This window comes from Paenisporosarcina sp. TG20, assembly GCF_000286315.1.
In the GTDB taxonomy this organism is placed as follows: domain Bacteria; phylum Bacillota; class Bacilli; order Bacillales_A; family Planococcaceae; genus Paenisporosarcina.
Genome location: NZ_ALJG01000307.1, coordinates 1 through 19,310 on the forward strand (window position 1 = coordinate 1; position 19,310 = coordinate 19,310).

A 19,310-nucleotide genomic window follows, 5' to 3' on the forward strand; every position below is an offset into this window, starting at 1 on the left:
GCACTTACCCGGTTTTTCTTTATAAGTAGAAAGTTAAAATAGGTACTTTCTACTTTAGGAAGTGAGATAGTCTTGTTATCAATAGCGAACTAATTTGTTTTAATGAGACGTTTATTTGAGTTTTTCAATTATGAAAAACTGATCGCTTAAAGTGTGCTGTTAATCAATCAAACAGAAATCATAACTAGATCAAAAATCTAGTTACATGATGTTCCTTCAGTTAAAAGATAAAAGTAGCTCCCATTGAATAACATTGGTCAATATTCTTCTCCCAAAGAAATGAAGCAAATTTCATGTTTGTTAAAGTAAAGTAAGGTAAAGTATTAAACGATATAAGGTATGTGGAAAATTTATAAGGAGTTGAAAAGCATGCCTGTTACCGAATGGTTTATAATAAAGTCGTTAACAGTTCCGTCATCATGGATAGCTGTTCTGTTGGCCATACTTATTACAGGGCTCGTTTTGTGGCGCAAATTTGGAAAAACAACAGAAGTATGGTTTTCAGATGCTGTGATCCTTGTTTTGTTAGTTTGGAAATTAAGTGTCATCATTACTGATTTTAAAATGATTCTAAACTCACCATTGTCAATTCTTTATTTTAACGGAGGGAATATAGGTTTATATTTAGGCTTACTTGTCGCCTTAGCCCGATTGTTATATCAATTTAAGAAAAAGGGTTGGCCAGTAAGTGAACTTGTTGCCATGATAATTGCATTGGTAATGGTCCAATCTTTGTACCAATTTTTGATGGTATTATTGAACGAAGCCGCTCTTTGGCAAAAAATCATTACAGTAGTTATATTTTTAGGAATTACAATACTGAGTTGGCTAAAAGTAGCAGAATCAAGCGTTTGGCGTATTCAATTAATCATTTTGTTCTTATGTGCACATATTTTTGTAGCAGTGATACAACCAGAGGGGATCGTTCAAACCCCGCTATTTATTACAGGGTTGTTCGTGATTGCAGCAGTAATGGTCTACTTTGCAACGAATTCACAACATGAATATACGGAGGGAAACTATGAATAAGAAAATGTTTGGGTTAATACTAATCGCTGCCATGATTAGCATTGTTATTGCTGGAATAGTAAAGAAAAATGTTGAAAATGAGGAATCAATTTCAATTCAACAGCTTGGTGTTGATTTGGCAGAAGTTGCATCAGTAGAAGGGTTAAATAAAGGCGATATGTCTCCGGATTTCGAGTTAAAGACCCTTGATGGAGAAAAGGTTCAACTTTCTGAATTAAAGGGAAAAAAAGTTATTATTAATTTTTGGGCAACATGGTGTGCACCTTGTAAAGCTGAGATGCCTCACATGCAAAATTACTATGAAAATTATGCAGAGGAGGAAAATGTTGAAATACTAGCAGTAAACCTGACGAATCTTGATAATGGTATTACTGGTGTGAAGAGTTTCGTTCAGGACTATGGATTAACTTTTCCGATTCCTATGGACGTAGATGGTTCGGTTGGACAAATGTATCAAACTATCACTATTCCTACTTCTTACATGGTTGACACAGAAGGTCGTATTCAAAATAAAATCCTAGGACCTATGGATGAAAAAATGATGAAAAACTTTATAAGTAATTTAGATTAATTGGAAATCTGGCTCCCTTTTGTCGTATAGCCGCCTACTAAATCATACAATAAAACGAAGAAAGTAGGGGGCGATATTATTTGAAAAGAAGCCAGTTTTTTTTATTTGGTTTTTTAGTTATTTTGGTTCTGGGTTTAGTTGTTTTTTGGGCTCCTTTTAAAAAGGAAGAAGTAAAAAGTCCTACTGTTAGTCAAATGGCACCAATTGATGAAGCATATGACCGGATTTTGTCTAGTTCAGTACATCCGATAAAAGGGGAATTACTGATCGAAGGTGCTCTAAGGGGAATGGCTGAAACACTTGAAGATCCTTATAGTAAGTACATGACTAAAGAAGAGGCAAAATCCCACCGCGATTCATTGGCGGACGAACGCGTTGGAATTGGCTTAGAAATTGTTGAAAATAAAGGCCGTTTTATTGTTATCACTCCAATGAAATCATCACCTGCTGAAAAAGCAGGAGTTAAGCCTTATGATGAAATTGTACAGGTAGATGGGGAGCGGGTAGTCGGAAAAAGTTTACTTGAATTACTTACTGCGATAAAAGGGGAAAAAGGAACAAATGTTTCTCTGACTGTATTTAGAGAAACAGAAGATCGACACGTGGAATTAAAAATGACGAGATCTCCACTACAAATACAAACTGTTACAAGTGAACGAGTCGAAAAGGATGATATTGCAATTGGCTATGTGAGTATCTCAGTATTTGGTGAAAAAACAGCTGAAGAATGGGAAAAGCAAACTCGGACACTAATACAACAAGGAATTGAAGGTTTATTAATTGATGTTCGTGGTAATCCTGGAGGCTATTTACATAGTGTTGAACAAGTCATTAGTACAATGTTTAAAAACGAACAAATCTATGCTTACATGCAAGATTCTAAAGGAGTACTCGAACCACTAACAACAACAGTAACAGAGGAAGATAATTATTTAAAAGAGATGCATACAATTCCCATTGTCTTATTACAAAATGAGGGAAGTGCTTCTGCAAGTGAAGTCTTAAGTGGTGCTTTAAAAACTAGCCAAAGAGCACTTATAGCAGGAGGCAAAAGCTTTGGCAAAGGAACTGTTCAAGAAACCTGGGCACTAAACAATGGTGGAGAAATGAAATTATCTTCACATAAATGGTTAACACCCAAGCAACAATGGATTCATGGTACAGGGATTGAAGCTGATTTAAAAGTTGAAGCAAGTGAACTTTATCAACTTGAACCATTTCCAACAAGCGGTTCTTATCAAGTTGGAGATTTTCATACAGATATTATTTATAGTCAAAAGGTTTTAAAAGCACTCGGGTTTTCTATTTCAAGAGTTGACGGATATTTCGATGAAGATACAGCAAAAGCTGTCTTGACTTTCAAAAAAGAAAAGAAATTAGTGACTGATGCAAATATGGATCAACCTTTTTTTAAATCGATTAGAGATACAATCTTAACTTATAAAACTAGTAAGAAGCATGATGAACAATATCAAGTTTCTTTAGGTTATCTAATCCATTCTATTAAAAAGTAGAAAAAACATGTACGCATTCTATCCCCGGTTTGTTACAATGAAAAGAAATGCATGAACCGTTGGGTGGTGTTCGTATGATTTGGCAAGAAGTAGGTTTAGAACTGCTAAAGGGATTAGGTAAATTATTTATTAACCCATTGTTTTATATTTCTATTCTTTTCGCTGTAGTCCTTGGATATGTACGAGTTAAAAGGGAACGACGTTCTTTTCGAACACGTATCCTCTGGGGATGGACAGAAGCGAAGAGAATGTTCGCAGACATATGGATCTATGCACTCATATTGTCAATACTAAGTGTTGGAATTGGTCTAACATTTACTGTGGATTGGATTGTAACGTATAGTACTATTAGCATCCTTCTAGTCTTACTTTTCATGTATCAACTAGGTTCACCAGTTATAGCAGGAGCAATTGCTATCGGTGTTTTATGGATAGGTTTTGAAACAAATTTCACTTTTTCAATTTTTACCTTCGAATGGGTAGGGGAAATGAACTGGATTAGCTTGTCTCTGCCGATAGCATTAATTATCGGTGCAACTGTAATTATTGAGGGGTTGCTTATACGTAAAACCGGTGCTGAATCAGCGTCACCCGTTTTAGAAAAAACTTCGCGAGGTTTAACAGTTGTTAGCTATCTAACGAAACGATTATGGATGATTCCTATCTTTGTAATTGTTCCTAGTGATGTAATACCAGTATTTTATCCATATTGGCCACAATTTACATTTGGCAGTGAATCATTTGGTCTAGTATTATTTCCTATCATTATAGGATTTCAACAAAAAGCACGACGCTCACTTCCAATTAATTTATTTCCGAAAGTAGGAAATTACGTCATGACTATTGGAATCGCTATTGTTGTAATTTCAATAGTTGCTTTTTGGTTGCCGTTCATGGCTGTAGTTAGTTTAATTCTTGGTGCTTTCGCACGCATTGGAGTTTGGGTTTACTTTGTAATAAAAGAACGTCAAGGAAATTACGCTGTTACTCCTCATAAATCAGGTGTAATGATTGCTGGAGTTTTGCCAGAATCACCAGCTGAAAAAATGGGACTTGTAATTGGGGAATGTATTCGTAAAGTAAATGGACAAATTGTTTCCAATGAGCAAGAATTGTATGAAGCGATTCAAATAAACGCAGCGCATTGTCGTCTTGAGATACTTGATCATCGAGGGGAATTAAGGTTACGCCAACATGTTATTTATCATCACGACCACCATCGTCTTGGCTTATTGGTCGTAAGATAGGAGAACATATATGGAATCTATGGCTACTAAAATCATTTTTGCATTATTTATACCAGGTTTGCTTGTTATATTATTTACACGAATTACTTTTTCTCATATAGTTGCGTTAATTTTAACGGTTGCACTAATTACAGCATCTATTTATGCAGGATATACACATACATGGCAGTTGTACATTATAGATGCTATATCCTTAACAATTGGGTTTTGGTATGCTACTCGCATGATGAAGCGGGGAAAAGGGTAAGAAAATTAATTAGCACGCCTTTACACTTTGGTGTAAAGGCGTTTTTTGAATTTATATGAAAGTATTAATCTTTTTACTATCTTGAATTGGTTATGGACAGCAATCTATTTCAGTAGCCATGTTGATTGGAGGATTTTAAACAAAGAATTTGGATGAGCGATTGCTCAATTGGAAAATTTGGTGTTCAAGTTGGAAAAATGGGGAGCCAAGTTGGAAAAATCACGCTCCAAGGTTGGAATATAAAAAATATACTTCTAGATGATCAAGCGTAGCCTAATTTCTTAAGCAGAATGACAAAAAGTAAAAAATATTCCACACCATGGATAAAGAAAAAAGAGTCCGAAATAGTATCTTCAGTCGTATGCTTGTCATGAAGTCAGTGTCCATTCTCACATCCATTAAATTCTAAGTACTATATGTATAATGGCTGCACACAGAGATGGACGAACCTCCTCAAAAAATTAAACTATAAACCGCTAATACTGCAATTGACCCCATAACAACAACGATTACATTCGCGCCAGCAAACGCTAGTGCAAAGGCTGCAATAGCACCAATAAAGCCAAATAATAAATTGCCTGCTTGTACAAATAATATGGCAGGAAATATTAAAGCACCTAATACAGCAAATGGAATGTTTCTTAATACGCCACTAACGATTGGAGGGATTTCACGGCCTTCTAAAAATGTTAACGGGAAAGCACGGGGAATATAAGTAACAATTGCCATACCAAGAATCATCCACCAATACCAACTATCCACTATGCTTCACACCTTTCCTAATGCGGACATATAGTATTTCAACCAATATAGCTGAGCCTAATGTTGCCACTAAAATCGCCCACCCTGTTGACAGTAGGCCGCTCCAATACAAAACACTATGAATAATTGCCCCAAATAAGGCCAGCAACACTACTTTTCGATTCCCCTTCATCGAAGGTACTAGCAAACCGACAAACATGGCATATAAAGCAATTGACATAGCTGCTTGGAGAAACGCAGGTAAGTTTGCACCGATTACATGACCAAGGGCTGTAAAAGACACCCAACTACCATAAGAAATAATCATGACTCCGAATGCAAATGGGGTCTTAATATTATTCTCTTTTTTTGTTGCCAACACTGAGAAGGTTTCATCTGTTACTCCAAAGGCATAGATTGCTTTTTTCCATCGCGCATCTGGTTGCATCTTTTCATTGAGAGAAGCCGTCATTAAGAAGTGACGGATATTGACGACAAATGTGTTTAAAACGATTAGAATAGGGTCAACGCCCGTAGAAATTAATGTTAAGGATATGTATTGTGCAGCACCTGCAAAAACGAACATGCTCATGGCAACTGCTTCCCACATAGACAAGCCAGTTGTTTTAGCAAGTAAGCCAAAGGTAAGAGCGATAGGAAAATAACCGATGGCAATGCTTAATCCGGCTCGTATACCGTTCGTAAATGTCATTTTCAAAACTCACTTTCTTTATTGTTGTATAATATATTATATATCTGTGTATTAAATTAAACAATACGAGGTGATGACTGTGGAGCAAATTAGACGAAACATAGGCATTCAATTAAAAAAAATTCGACATCATCGTGGAATGAGTTTAGACGATATTGCGAAGTTGACAGATGTCAGTAAAGCGCAGCTTGCACAAATGGAAAAAGGGGAGTCAAATCCCACTGTTTCGACCATATGGAAGATTGCAGATGGACTTAAAATCAGTTTTTCTTCACTTCTGCAACCACCGAAATCAATTGTCAATAAGATTTCATCTTCAGAAATTCCATTCTTAACAGAAGATGAAGGCCGCTATCGTGTATTTTCCATTATTCCTTATGATCCGGAACGTGGATGGGAATTTTACAGAATCGAGATGGATCCACTGTGTTCATACGAAAGTGTTCCACATATGGATGGAGTTGAAGAATCTTTAACGATTGTAGAAGGTTCAATGAAATTGATTCTTGCAACTGAAGAAGTAAGTCTAGAAAAAGGAGATACATTGGTGTTTTCAGGAAATCAGGTCCACCGATACGAGAATTCTCATGGAACGATGACTGTAATGCATCTTATTATTCACTATCAAATTGTTTGATGAGAACATGTCTAGGGGAAACTGTTTTATAATATTGTTTTTTAAGGATGAGGAACATGTTTGATTGGTTAACTGCTGAAAATTTACTAGAACTGACTAGAGACTATCGTTCACTAGGACCGATAATCGGATTTTTATTACCTTTTTTAGAAGCATTTTTACCGTTTTTACCTCTATTTGTATTTGTTTTTGCGAATGCTAGCGCATATGGTTTATGGATAGGTTTTTTATTATCATGGGCTGGAACTACAGTTGGTTCATATTTATTCTTTCTAGTTATACGGAAATATGGACGTGCACGGTTTCTTGGTTTCATGGTTAAACATGAACGCGTACAAAAATTAATTATTTGGATTGAAAATAATGGGTTTGGTCCACTGTTTTTATTGTTATGTTTTCCATTTTCACCATCAGCTTTAGTTAATATTGTAGCGGGTTTATCTAACATGAAAAAAAATACATATTTATGGGCGTTACTTGCCGGGAAATTTGTGATGATATTAACCATAAGTTTCATTGGTTATGATATTAGAGCACTTATTACACAACCTATCCGAACAGCTATTGTTTTAGCAGTTATTGTGTTGCTATGGTTCATTGGAAAACAAATTGAATTAAGGTTAAACGCTAGAGTTGAAGAAAACTATCGTGGTATTCAAGAACAACAACGGGGGAAGGAGTCCGATTTTTGAATGTATTGAAACAAGAATCATGGGAATGGGTAAAGGCGATTGTTATAGGACTAACTATTATCATCGTTATTAAATCATTTTTTGTAACGAATTATTCGGTCTCCGGTCAATCGATGGAGCCTATTCTTAAGAATGGGGATAAAGTATTAGTTAGCAAAATATCTTATATAATTGGTGACATTGATCGTTTAGACGTTTTGGTATTTCATAAAGATGAAAATGAAGATTATGTGAAACGGGTAATAGGAATTCCAGGTGACGTGATTTCTTATGTGAATGATGAACTTTTTATAAATAAAAAAAGGGTTGAAGAACCATATTTGATATCCTATGGGGCTTATCAACACCCTGATGATCGTTTGACGGAAAACTTTACACTTGAATCGTTAACAGGGAATATTCAAGTTCCACCAGATTCATACTTTGTTCTCGGTGATAATCGTCGACATAGTTTAGATAGTCGTTATTTTGAGTTTATAAAAAGAGAAACCATCGTTGGAGAAGTAGTAGCTATGTACTGGCCTCTAGAAACAGCAACTATTAATTTTACAGGTAAAAATCCCGAATAATTTCCACCTCTCACAGTTGTTATGTACAATAGAGGTAGGAATATTATCGGGATTTTTATATTGATAAAGGAAGTATATAAATAGTGGTATAAAGGAGGTATTCATGTGTCATTACGATTGATAACGGGACGAGCGGGTGTAGGGAAATCTGAATTAATGAGGCATGAAGTTTGCGAATCATCGACAAAAGATCCACTCGGTACACCTATTTTCTTTGTGGTCCCTGATCAGATGTCGTTTTCAACTGAATCTGCATTATCGACCCAGGGCCAGGGGATTATTCGAACACAAGTTACGACTTTTAAACGACTTGCTTGGCGTGTTCTACAAGAAACCGGTGGAATTAGCCGACAGGAGATAAGTGGATTTGGCTATCGCATGTTAATTCGAAGACTATTGGAAACACATAAAGAAGAGTTTTCCCTCTTTAAACTAGCAGCTAATAAACGCGGCTTTACGGATCAGATGGAAATGTTATTAAAAGAGTTTACGAGATACTGTCTTGATGGCGACACTTTGTATTCACTTGGAGAATCGCTTCAACAAGTAGATGCCCCTCGCACATTGCAAGATAAGGCTCATGATTTGTCTGTTTTACTGTTCGCACTAGAAGAACGTCTAGGTGATTCTTACATTGATAGTGAAGGATATTATACATTGTTGTCAAAGCAGATAAAAGACTCTTTGTTACTTGCAGAGGCAGATATTTATGTGGATGGCTTTGTCACCATGACGACGAGGGAGTTTGAAATATTAGGCGAGTTAATGAAGCACGCAAAAAGGGTAACGATTTCTCTTCCACTAGAAAACGAATCTACAGATTTAACAGACGACCAATCGTTATTTCATGGTGCTGCTAAAACTGCTGAGAGATTAAAAGAAATGGCACGTGAAGGGTCCATTGAAATTGAACAGTCTATTCATTTAAGCGAAAATAAGCGATTTATGAACAATGAAATTAAACATCTAGAAGCAAATATACATACGTATCCCGCTCCAATTTTAGATAACCAACGACAGATGAATGTGAATGTGATTGAAGCGGATAGTCGTCGAGCAGAAATTCATGCTGTGGCAAGGCAGATTAGACGTCTCGTGCGCGATGAGCAAATGCGTTACCAGGATATAGCAATTCTTTACCGCCAACCTGAGGTTTATGATGAACTAATTGAAACTACTTTCGCACAATACGATATACCAGTATTTATCAACCGTAAAAAATCAATGCTTCATCATCCTTTGATTGAATTAAGTCGTTCTGCATTTGAAGCGGTGTTAAGTGATTACCAATACGAACCCATGTTTAGAGCAATTAAGACGGATTTATTTTTTCCGCTTAACTCAAGTAGACAAACATGGCGTGAACGTGCTGATCGCTTAGAGAATTTTGTGATCTCACAAGGGATATACGGAGAACGCTGGACAGATGAAAAACGTTGGCATGTTAAGAAATATAGAGGACTCGAATTTCACTCAAAAGCGCAAACCGATGAAGAACGCGCTATTCAGTCGGACATTATAGCTGTTAGAGAACACGTGTTTACGCCACTTCAAGAGTTTGCTAAAAAGATCGAAAGTAGTGAAACGGGTAGAGAGATAGCTCAAGCTCTATTTGAGTTGATGGAAGGGTTACAAGTATTCGAGAAGTTGCAAGTGTTAAAAGACGATGAAAATGATCAAGGTCAACTCTTACTTGCTACTGAACATGACCAAGCTTGGGTACAGTGGACAGATGTCTTAGATCAATTTGTACTGATGTTTGGTGATGAAAAATTAACAGCTAAAGAAAGTCTTCGTCTACTTGATGAAGGGTTTGACTCACTGGAGTTTTCCCGAATACCTCCCTCTATTGATCAAGTAACAGTAGCAACCGTTGATTTATCCCGTTTGTCTAATATTCGAGCAGCATTTGTTGTAGGAGTAAATGACGGTGTTTTTCCAAAACGAGTTGAACAAGAAGGTTTACTTTCAGATACAGAGCGAGAATGGTTTATGCAAATTGGATTTGAACTTGCCCCTACCTCTAAAATGCGTTTAATGGATGAAACATATATGGCATATCGTGCGCTGACAACAGCTTCAGAAAAGCTTTTTGTGTCATACGCTGTGGCTGATGAAGAAGGTAAAGCCTTACTTCCATCAACTTACATTAAGAGATTGCATCAACTTTTACCGCAAATTGAAGTGGAGCTAGCAGTAATTGATCCGGCTATATTAAAGGGAAGCACAAATCATTATATCCAACATCCACGTGCAACAATGTCGTACCTAGCAACGAAACTAAAGCAAGCAGAAATAAATGATGGGAAACTTGAAGAAGAATGGTTAGCTGTGGCTTCCTATTATGAGAACGATCCGATTTGGCAAAGTATATACGAACTTGTCATTCGACCAATTTCAAACCCTATTAAAGCACAAAATTTAGATCAAGAAACGACAAAATCATTATATGGTGATTCATTTACTTCAAGTGTCTCGCGTGTTGAAAAGTACTATAGTTGTCCTTTTGCACACTTTGCAACATATGGATTGCGTTTAGAAGAGCGCGGTGAATATATACTCGAAGCTCCAGCGATTGGGGACTTGTTCCACGCGGCTTTAAAATGGATTGCTGACGAAACGAAGCGTTTAAACCTTACTTGGGCTCGACTAACAACCACTCAAGCTTGGGACTTAGCTAGACAAGCTGTTGATGCCATTTCACCTCATTTCGTAAATCAAATTTTGCAAAGTTCAAAGAGATATACCTATATTCAGCGAAAACTCGTTCAAATATTGCAACGGACAATGACTACTTTGCGTGATCATGCCAGTGTCTCAACATTTGCACCAATTGCGATAGAAGCGGGATTTGGACCAGGAGAAGAATTACCAACTTTAGAAATTCCACTTAAAAATGGACATGCCATGAACATGAGAGGACGTATCGATCGTGTGGATGCTGCAGTTATCGAAGGGAAACCATTCATACGGATTGTTGATTATAAATCTTCTGCTAAAGCGCTTGATTTAAACGATGTATACCATGGTATATCTCTGCAAATGCTGACGTATTTGGACGTTGCTGTTACTAATTCCGGAATTTGGTTAGGACAAGAAGCCGAACCTGCTGGTGTGTTGTATGTTCACGTTCATAATCCAATGTTAAAATTAGCAAAAGAACTTTCTGATATGGATATCGAAGAAGAAGTGTTTAAGAAATATAAGATGCGAGGCTTATTAATAGACGATGCTAGCGTTTTAAATGAAATGGATACAGAAATCAGTGGAACTTCTAAAGTAATCCCTGCCCGTATTAATAAAGATGGTTCTATTTCTAAATCATTCTCAAAAGTCGTGTCTCCTCAAGATTTGGCAAACTTACGAACTTTTGTACGAACTAAACATCAACAAGCTGGCGACGGGATGCTTGCGGGTGAAACAAGTGTGTCGCCTTATCGAATCAAAGATAAAACAGCTTGTGACTATTGTAATTTCCGCAGTGTATGCCAATTTGATCCGACTGACCCAGATCAACAATACCGTAACCTAATAACTGGCACACCAGAAGAAATTACACAAAAAATAAAAGAGGAGGTCACGCCACATGTTGATACCGACTAAACCACAAGGTGTTACTTGGACGGACGCTCAATGGCGAGCCATTTTTGCTGAGGGACGTGACGTTCTCGTATCAGCCGCTGCAGGGTCAGGGAAAACAGCTGTACTTATTGAGCGCCTAATACAAAAAATGATGCGCCAAACCAACCCAATCGATGTAGACGAGTTATTGGTTGTTACTTTTACTAATGCTTCTGCAGCAGAAATGCGCCACCGAATGGCGGAAGCTCTGGAAAAAGCGTTGGCAATAGATCCAACATCAAATCATTTAAGAAGGCAGTTGAGTTTGCTAAATAAAGCCCAAATTTCAACTCTTCATTCTTTTTGTCTATCTATAGTAAAACAATACGCGTACGTTCTTGATATAGACCCAGGATTTCGACTTGCAAACGAGGCAGAAGCAGCACTTATTAGGGATGATGTAATAGCAGAAGTGTTAGAAATGGCATATAAAGCAGAAAATCCAGAAGCGATGTACCAATTAGTAGATAGTTTCACTACAGATCGCGATGATCAACTGATTGAAACGTTGATTGATAAATTATATAGCGCTGCAAGTGTGCATCCAGAACCCAAAAAGTGGTTACTGGCGATTCCAGAAAGTTATGATGTTCCGGAAGATATGCAAATTGATGACCTGCCATTTATGGATACACTAAAGTTAACCATTCAACATGTTCTTGAAGAAGCTTATAGCATGACAGAAGAAATACGTCAGTTTGCCTTACAACCAGCAGGACCAGCTCCTTATGGGACGACGGTAGAGCAAGATCAACTTTTGATTGCTGAAGCGATAAGACGTATCTCAACAGAAACGTGGCAATCTACCTTTGAATATTTTCAAGCATTAAAATTTGCCACTGCTGCGCGTATACCTAAAGACACATTTGACGAACATCTCATTCAAAAAGCGAAAGACAAACGAGATCAACTAAAAAAACGAGTGAATGGACTGAAAGATTCCTATTTCACACGAACACCAGCGAGATTATTGCAAGAAATGAGACTCATGCATCCCATGCTTAAGACGCTAGTTGAGTTGACCCTGTCTTATGGGGAACATTATCGTACTGCCAAAAATGAACGGGGTTTAGTTGATTTCTCGGATTTAGAACATTTCGCTTTACAAATTTTTACTAAAGAAGAAAATGGTCAACTCAACCCTTCAAGCATTGCACAAGATATTATGGGGCAATTCAAAGAAGTGTTGGTAGATGAATATCAAGATACAAACAGGTTACAAGAAACGATTTTACAAATTGTCAAAACTGGAACAGTAGAAAACGGCAATATGTTTATGGTGGGAGACGTAAAACAATCGATATATCGTTTTCGTTTAGCAGAACCCATGCTTTTCTTAGCGAAATATTTGACGTTTACAACAGAACCTTCAAATACAGGTGTCAAAATAGATTTAAATGCCAATTTCAGAAGTCGTCCTGAAGTTTTGCATGCTACAAACTTTATCTTTTCTCAAATCATGGGTAAGCGTGTTGGAGAAATTGACTATGATGAAGCTGCTGCTTTAAAACCTGGGGCACCCTATCCTGAGACAGAGTCTGCAGTTGAGCTCACAATTCTCTCACAACACGATGAAGAAGGCGCGGGCGATGAAGAATCAGAAGTGAATGAAGAAATACAAGAACTAGAAGACTTAAAGAAATCACAGTGGGAAGCTCGCTATATTATCGGAAAAATTCGTTCATTAATGGATCAAAAAACAATGGTAGTAGATGCTTGGACGAAAAATGAACGACCACTTGAATTCCGTGATATTGTCATTCTTATGAGATCAATGACATGGTCTGCAGATTTAACTGAGGAATTTAAGAAAGCCGGTATTCCTTTATATGCGAACCTATCAAAAGGTTATTTTGATGCACTAGAAGTAATGATTATGTTGAATACGCTGCGCATTGTCGATAACCCTTACCAAGATATCCCGTTAGCTTCGGTACTTCGTGCACCATTTGTGGGCTTAACTGAAGCAGAACTCTCACATATCAGGCTTTCTGCACCGAAAGAACCATTTTATGAAGCGCTCAAAAATTTTGTCCATTTAGGTGGGAGTGGAATTGCACCTAAGACAGCGGAAAAACTTAACCGCTTCTTTCTACATTACGAAGAGTGGCGTGACTTAGCACGTAGAGGATCACTCGCAGATTTAATTTGGCGAATTTACATGGATACCCATTACTACGAAATGGTCGGTGCAATGTTGGGAGGAAAACAACGTCAAGCAAATCTTCGTGCTTTACATGACCGTGCATTATCTTATGAAAAATCATCTTTCCGAGGGCTATTCCGTTTTCTACGCTTTATTGACCGAATGAAAAAACGTGGAGATGATTTAGGAACTGCACGTGCAATGAGTGAGAAAGAAAACGTCGTCCGACTAATGACCATTCATTCATCTAAAGGACTTGAGTTTCCGTATGTATTTATTGCAGGGTTAGGTCGGGATTTTAATCAAATGGATTTCAACCAATTGTATTTATTTGATCAAAATTTTGGCTTAGCTGTAAAAGCAGTTGATCCAGAAAAACGTATCTCATTCACATCTCTGCCTTTTTTGGCGATGAAAGAAAAGAAACAACTTGAATTAAAATCAGAAGAAATGCGTGTCTTATATGTTGCCATGACTCGTGCAAAAGAAAAACTTATGCTTGTTGCTACTGTGAAAGATGCACAAAAATCAATTAGTAAATGGCAAGATATCGCAAGTTCAGGCGGCACTATGTTACCGGAATATGTACGATCTCGAGCTAAAGGGTTTTTGGATTGGATAGGACCAGCAATCGCGAGGCATCAAGACTTTGCAACTTGGCAAGGAACAACAAACACACACGTGATACAACATCCGTCCCAGTGGTCTTTTGAGACGATATATGTAGAAGATTTACGTCAAATCATTGAAACTGATGTACCAACGAAATCAACAGAATTGATTAAACCAGTAGATGTTTCAAATAAAATGATACACGAAATAGAACGTCGTTTTAATGCAATGTATCCATACCAGCGAGCTATTGCCAAACGTTCGAAACAATCGGTAAGTGAACTTAAGAGACTTGATCAATTGGAGAAAGAAGAACAACCTGAATTTTTCAGACCTAAACAAGTACAACAGGCGATATCAAGCGTATATAAACGACCAGCATTTCTGCAACAAGAAGAACTGAAACTGACATCTGCTGAAATTGGAACTGCCATGCATACGGCTATGCAACATTTAGATGTCCACTTGAATCCAAGTAAAGAAGTAATTACTACATTTATTCAACAACTGGCTGATAAACAATTTCTTACTACAAATGAAACAAAGGCAATTAAAGTAGATTCAATAAAATCTTTTTTACACTCTTCCATTGCTAATCGTTTACGAAATGCAACACGTTTTCTTCGTGAAGTTCCTTTTACTTATGGATTACAGGATGAGGATGGAGACAATCAGATTTTACAAGGAATTGCTGATTGTCTATTCCAAGAGGATGATGGGGAATGGGTCCTTCTAGACTATAAGACCGATCGTATTAAGAATGTACTTATTACGGAAGCAGCTATTTTACGTGAAATGCATCATCGTTATGGCTTGCAATTAGCACTCTATCAACAAGCTATTGAGAGCATTTTATCTATTACAATTAAAGAGAGAATATTATATTTGTTTGACACTGATCAAACAATTGTATTGGAGGATTAATTTGTGGATTTCAGGCCAACTCAGTTACATGAACGTGTCGTTGCTATAGATATGATGCGCGGCTTCTCACTACTTGGGATATTCATTGTAAATATGCTCGCATTTCACACACCATATTACTATATTAATCCCTATACTTGGTATACAGATCTAGGGGATATTGATACATTTAATTGGATTGATATCACTCTACAAGGTAGTGTTTATCCACTATTCGCCATGTTGTTTGGGTATGGATTAACATTACAATTTCTAAAATCACAACAACGAGGGAATTCATTTATTAGACTAGGTTTACGTAGATTATGTGTATTATTGATTATTGGAATATTACATGCTTTTCTTGTTTGGTCTGGTGATATATTAATTACGTATGCACTTAGTGGATTTATTGTTCTCTTTTTGTTACGCCTTTCGCGCATGTATCTACTTAGCATTGCACTAACACTTTACATTATACCTAATCTGCTATTGGGATTATTAATGTATTTTCTTAGCACTACTAATGAAATATTTTATACAGCGATACAGAAAGTTGAATCGTCCATTATTGCATTTTCATCAGGTTCTTGGACTAATATTTTTATACAAAGAGCAGCAGACTGGAGTTATGCAAATATTGAGTCTGGAAACTTATTCTTAATAGGGATTACTATTTTTCCTTATATGTTGCTCGGTGCAGCAGCAGCAAAGTGGAATTTAATTGAGCGCACATCTCAAAAGAAAGCTTTTTGGATTGTACTTACGGTTGTCACCTTAGCAATCGGTTATTCGATAAAAACTTTGCCGGTACTGATGGAACCAAACTTTTTTTATATTTATGTTCAAGATATATTTGGTGGACCTTTAGTGGCTATTGGATATGCGGGTGTAATTACGCTGATGTGTCAATTAAGGATATTCCGAACCATTTTTAACCCAATTGCGAAAACAGGAAGAATGTCGATTACTACGTATTTAACCCAGTCGGTTATTGCTACCACTGTTTTCTACTCATACGGATTAGGCTACTATGGCAAAGTAGATTTATTGACTGGTACCATAATGGCTTTAGGAATTTTTATTATTCAAATGATTTTTGCTGAGTTGTGGTTTACAAAATTTAAACAGGGACCTATCGAAATCATTTGGAAAAGAGCAACTTATGGTAAATAAAATAAAAAAACATATGAAAAGTATGGAGAAGTGTCGTAAACTGAATTAAACAACAAATCCGATTTCCAGAAGGAGTGTCAAAGAATGAAAATATTATCTTATCGTTTTGAAGGACTAGTTAGATTTGGTCCTAAAGTTAAAAAAGAAGAAGCTGTTTGGGATGTGTTATCAATACAAGAGTCACTTCAAGTATTACCTTCTTTCCCTCAAACAATAGTTGAAGGAATTGCAGCAGGAATGGATTTTGTTGAACAAATGAGATTACTTGCAGAGGCCGCTTCAAAGTCTGAAGATCCTAATCAATATAAACGAACATTTACGAGTATAGAGTGGTTGTCACCAATTCCACGTACGCCAAAAAATATTTTTGGCATTGGTAAAAACTATGCTGATCACGCAAAAGAGATGGGTTCAGCAGGAGCTCCAGAAAATTTAATGGTGTTCACAAAATCACCTACAACAATAGCTGCGGATGAAGAAACATTATCAATTCATGCAAACGTCACATCAGAATATGACTATGAAGGTGAATTAGCAGTCGTGATAAGTAAAAGAGGCGACAATGTTCCAGAAAAGTTAGCGTATGATCATGTATTTGGCTATACAATTGCAAACGATTTAACAGCACGTGATTTGCAAACCAAACATCAACAATATTTCTTAGGAAAAAGTTTAAAGGGATCATGTCCAATGGGACCTTATATAGTTACTAAAGATGAATTGCCAGACCCACAAGGTTTGTCAATTGTCACAAAAGTGAATAATGAAGTACGTCAAAATGGAAATACGAATGATATGATTTTCTCAGTCGAGGAATTGATTGCTAAAATTTCTGCTCTAGTAACGCTCGAACCTGGCGATGTAATTTTGACCGGAACACCTTCTGGGGTTGGAAAAGGATTCAAGCCACCTAAGTTCTTAGCAACAGGTGATACTGTAAAAATTGCTATTGAAGGAATAGGCACATTAGTCAATCGATTTGAATAAAAACGATCTATTCTTTAAATGTTCATTAACCTGTTTCTATTAAACCGGATTAAAGAACAGAAGATATGATACGATAGAATCGATTAATTAAATAGATGAGGTGACGATTTTGGATTTCTTAGCTAACACGAACTTACACATTGCAACATGGGTTATTGGTATTATTTTGTTTTTAGTTGCTGTTTTTCTAAAAGACGGTAGTAAAGGGCAGAAAATCACACATATGGTGTTACGATTATTTTATGTGTTCATCATAATAACAGGAATTGCATTATTCATTGAAGGTATGAGCTTCGATATGGGTATGCTTTATGGGTTTAAGTTAATTGGTGGTATTTTAGTCATCGGTATGATGGAAATGGTATTGGTTCGCATGAAAAAACAAAAGCCAACAACAATGTTTTGGATACTATTGTTTGTCTTCTTGTTCATCACGATGTTCTTAGGATTCAAATTACCAATGGGCATTAACTTTTTAGCTTAAAATTCAGGTGAATATAAGCGTGAAGTGACATCGTCACTTCACGCTTATTCTATGTTATAGGGTTACTCGAGGTGGGTGTGCGACATAAGTTGCCTTAAAATCGATGGGGGAAAATAGTTTTTTGATTTGGTCAACGAGAGAATAAGTCATACAAAAGCAAAAATTTGATTTTCTGATAGTTCAAGTACTAAAACAAAAAGAAGGGCAATTGTTATTGAGATTTTAATGAACTAGGCGCGCTTTACTTCAATAGTAGTTGAACTAAGAAGTTTTTAATTTAAAGTCTAATATAAGGAAATGATTAGTTCTAAAACTAGTCAATAGAGAAAGAGGAAGAGAATGAGGAAGTGAGACAAAATGAAAAAATTCGTATCAAAAAAATTTGTAAATCACATATATTCTCAGGGCCAATCAAGTAGAGGCAAAACGATTATCATCTTTCATGGATGGGGATCAAGTGTTAATAATTACGTTGAAATAGCTGAGTATTTTTCATCTTTAGGTTTTAGAGTCATAGTTCCAGAAATAATGTATCATGATAGCAGACATAAATTAGAAAAGCATTTTCTGAAAGAGGTTACTCAAGAATACTTTTGGAAGACAATTTATAGAAGTATTGATGAAACCACACTCTATTTTGAAGAATTAGGAGTTTTGGAAGAAGAAGTGATTCTTATGGGTATCTCTATGGGTGGTTTTATCTCAAATGGAATATATTCAAAGGGTAATAAATTTGCTGGACTAATAAATATTAATGGTTCGGGATCATTTCTTTTATCGGAAAAAATTTTCAGGGAAATTGATCAACGTCCAGATTTGTCCAGTGAAGAGATCAATAAAATAACTGCTTATAATCCCATAGGCAAAAATAAAAGTTACTCACCTGTATTATTGATGCATGGTGAACAAGATTCTGTTGTTTCAATTGAAGGCCAGAGGGATTATTATAACTATTTAACTGATTGTGATGCTAATTATGATGTGGATTTTATTGTATATAAAAATGTTAACCACTCTTTTACTGAAGAAATGCTTGAAAATTTAAAACAATGGTTAGACAAGAAATACTAACTTATGTCTCATCATGAAAAGATCTTATCAAAATTAATGTAAAAAATAGCAAGTTAAAATAGACATATTAAAATCTTAGTTGGTTTTTTGAACAGTATATAAAATTGATATGCCAAGAATCCAGTGTTCATGGTGTTTTAGTACATGGAAACTAACATGCTAAAACGGTATTTCTTTGATGTTACTCTCGGTAATTATATTAATGTGAAGTGTGATTTCCTTTTTTAGAAACGCAAATTTAATATCAGTGGAAGTGAATTTTGTTCAGTGATATATTCTTGTTTAGTAATATTTGGATTGCACATAAAAAATCATCCTATATAGGTTTGTGTACTTTCTTTTTACAAGATA

Annotated in this window: 16 protein-coding genes; 14 read left to right on the forward strand and 2 right to left on the reverse strand. The window is 36.2% G+C overall.

Annotated elements, in window-relative coordinates; genetic code table 11:
• The first annotated feature begins 369 nt into the window (after nucleotides 1–369).
• From B371_RS0111355 to B371_RS0111375, 5 genes are all read left to right on the forward strand, one after another.
• On the forward strand, nucleotides 370–1,029 hold the full coding sequence (locus B371_RS0111355; protein ID WP_019414440.1) for a hypothetical protein: 660 nt from the start codon (nucleotides 370–372) through the stop codon (nucleotides 1,027–1,029).
• Nucleotides 1,022–1,600, forward strand: coding sequence for a redoxin domain-containing protein (locus B371_RS0111360; protein WP_019414441.1), 579 nt, complete (start codon nucleotides 1,022–1,024; stop codon nucleotides 1,598–1,600). The genes B371_RS0111355 and B371_RS0111360 overlap by 8 nt, the downstream gene beginning before the upstream one ends.
• Nucleotides 1,601–1,680: 80 nt before the next feature.
• Complete coding sequence (locus B371_RS0111365) at nucleotides 1,681–3,114, forward strand: S41 family peptidase (RefSeq protein ID WP_019414442.1); 1,434 nt, start codon at nucleotides 1,681–1,683, stop codon at nucleotides 3,112–3,114.
• Between the two features lie 74 nt (nucleotides 3,115–3,188).
• A complete protein-coding gene (locus tag B371_RS0111370) occupies nucleotides 3,189–4,361 on the forward strand; it encodes a PDZ domain-containing protein (protein ID WP_019414443.1) in 1,173 nt (390 codons plus the stop codon).
• 10 nt (nucleotides 4,362–4,371) lie between these two features.
• Nucleotides 4,372–4,608, forward strand: coding sequence for a CsbA family protein (locus B371_RS0111375; protein WP_019414444.1), 237 nt, complete (start codon nucleotides 4,372–4,374; stop codon nucleotides 4,606–4,608).
• Nucleotides 4,609–5,061: 453 nt separating this feature from the next.
• Here B371_RS0111375 and B371_RS0111385 read toward each other — a convergent pair whose 3' ends face one another.
• Nucleotides 5,062–5,370, reverse strand: coding sequence for an AzlD domain-containing protein (locus B371_RS0111385; RefSeq protein ID WP_019414446.1), 309 nt, complete (start codon nucleotides 5,368–5,370; stop codon nucleotides 5,062–5,064).
• Nucleotides 5,363–6,061, reverse strand: a complete 699-nt coding sequence (locus B371_RS0111390; RefSeq protein WP_019414447.1) for an AzlC family ABC transporter permease — start codon at nucleotides 6,059–6,061, stop codon at nucleotides 5,363–5,365. The genes B371_RS0111385 and B371_RS0111390 overlap by 8 nt, the downstream gene beginning before the upstream one ends.
• A gap of 73 nt (nucleotides 6,062–6,134) precedes the next feature.
• Here B371_RS0111390 and B371_RS0111395 point away from each other — a divergent pair, with 73 nt between their 5' ends.
• From B371_RS0111395 to B371_RS0111435, 9 genes are all read left to right on the forward strand, one after another.
• Nucleotides 6,135–6,698, forward strand: a complete 564-nt coding sequence (locus B371_RS0111395; RefSeq protein WP_237721532.1) for a helix-turn-helix domain-containing protein — start codon at nucleotides 6,135–6,137, stop codon at nucleotides 6,696–6,698.
• A 56-nt stretch (nucleotides 6,699–6,754) separates the two neighbouring features.
• Nucleotides 6,755–7,390 (forward strand): TVP38/TMEM64 family protein, encoded by a 636-nt coding sequence (locus B371_RS0111400; RefSeq protein WP_019414449.1) that lies wholly within the window; start codon nucleotides 6,755–6,757, stop codon nucleotides 7,388–7,390.
• On the forward strand, nucleotides 7,387–7,959 hold the full coding sequence (gene lepB, locus B371_RS0111405) for a signal peptidase I (protein ID WP_019414450.1): 573 nt from the start codon (nucleotides 7,387–7,389) through the stop codon (nucleotides 7,957–7,959). The genes B371_RS0111400 and lepB overlap by 4 nt, the downstream gene beginning before the upstream one ends.
• Before the next feature lie 105 nt (nucleotides 7,960–8,064).
• Nucleotides 8,065–11,562, forward strand: a complete 3,498-nt coding sequence (gene addB, locus B371_RS0111410; protein WP_019414451.1) for a helicase-exonuclease AddAB subunit AddB — start codon at nucleotides 8,065–8,067, stop codon at nucleotides 11,560–11,562.
• On the forward strand, nucleotides 11,546–15,262 hold the full coding sequence (addA, locus tag B371_RS0111415; protein ID WP_019414452.1) for a helicase-exonuclease AddAB subunit AddA: 3,717 nt from the start codon (nucleotides 11,546–11,548) through the stop codon (nucleotides 15,260–15,262). Before addB ends, addA begins: the two co-directional genes overlap by 17 nt.
• 3 nt (nucleotides 15,263–15,265) lie before the next feature.
• Entirely contained in the window at nucleotides 15,266–16,417 is a 1,152-nt protein-coding gene (locus B371_RS0111420; protein ID WP_019414453.1) for a DUF418 domain-containing protein, read from the forward strand.
• Between the two features lie 84 nt (nucleotides 16,418–16,501).
• Nucleotides 16,502–17,404, forward strand: coding sequence for a fumarylacetoacetate hydrolase family protein (locus tag B371_RS0111425; RefSeq protein ID WP_019414454.1), 903 nt, complete (start codon nucleotides 16,502–16,504; stop codon nucleotides 17,402–17,404).
• A gap of 109 nt (nucleotides 17,405–17,513) precedes the next feature.
• Nucleotides 17,514–17,888, forward strand: coding sequence for a YisL family protein (locus tag B371_RS0111430; protein WP_019414455.1), 375 nt, complete (start codon nucleotides 17,514–17,516; stop codon nucleotides 17,886–17,888).
• Nucleotides 17,889–18,245: 357 nt separating this feature from the next.
• Nucleotides 18,246–18,959 carry a S9 family peptidase gene (locus tag B371_RS0111435; protein ID WP_019414456.1) on the forward strand — a complete coding sequence of 238 codons (714 nt, stop codon included), beginning with the start codon at nucleotides 18,246–18,248 and terminating at the stop codon, nucleotides 18,957–18,959.
• The last annotated feature ends 351 nt before the right edge of the window (nucleotides 18,960–19,310 follow it).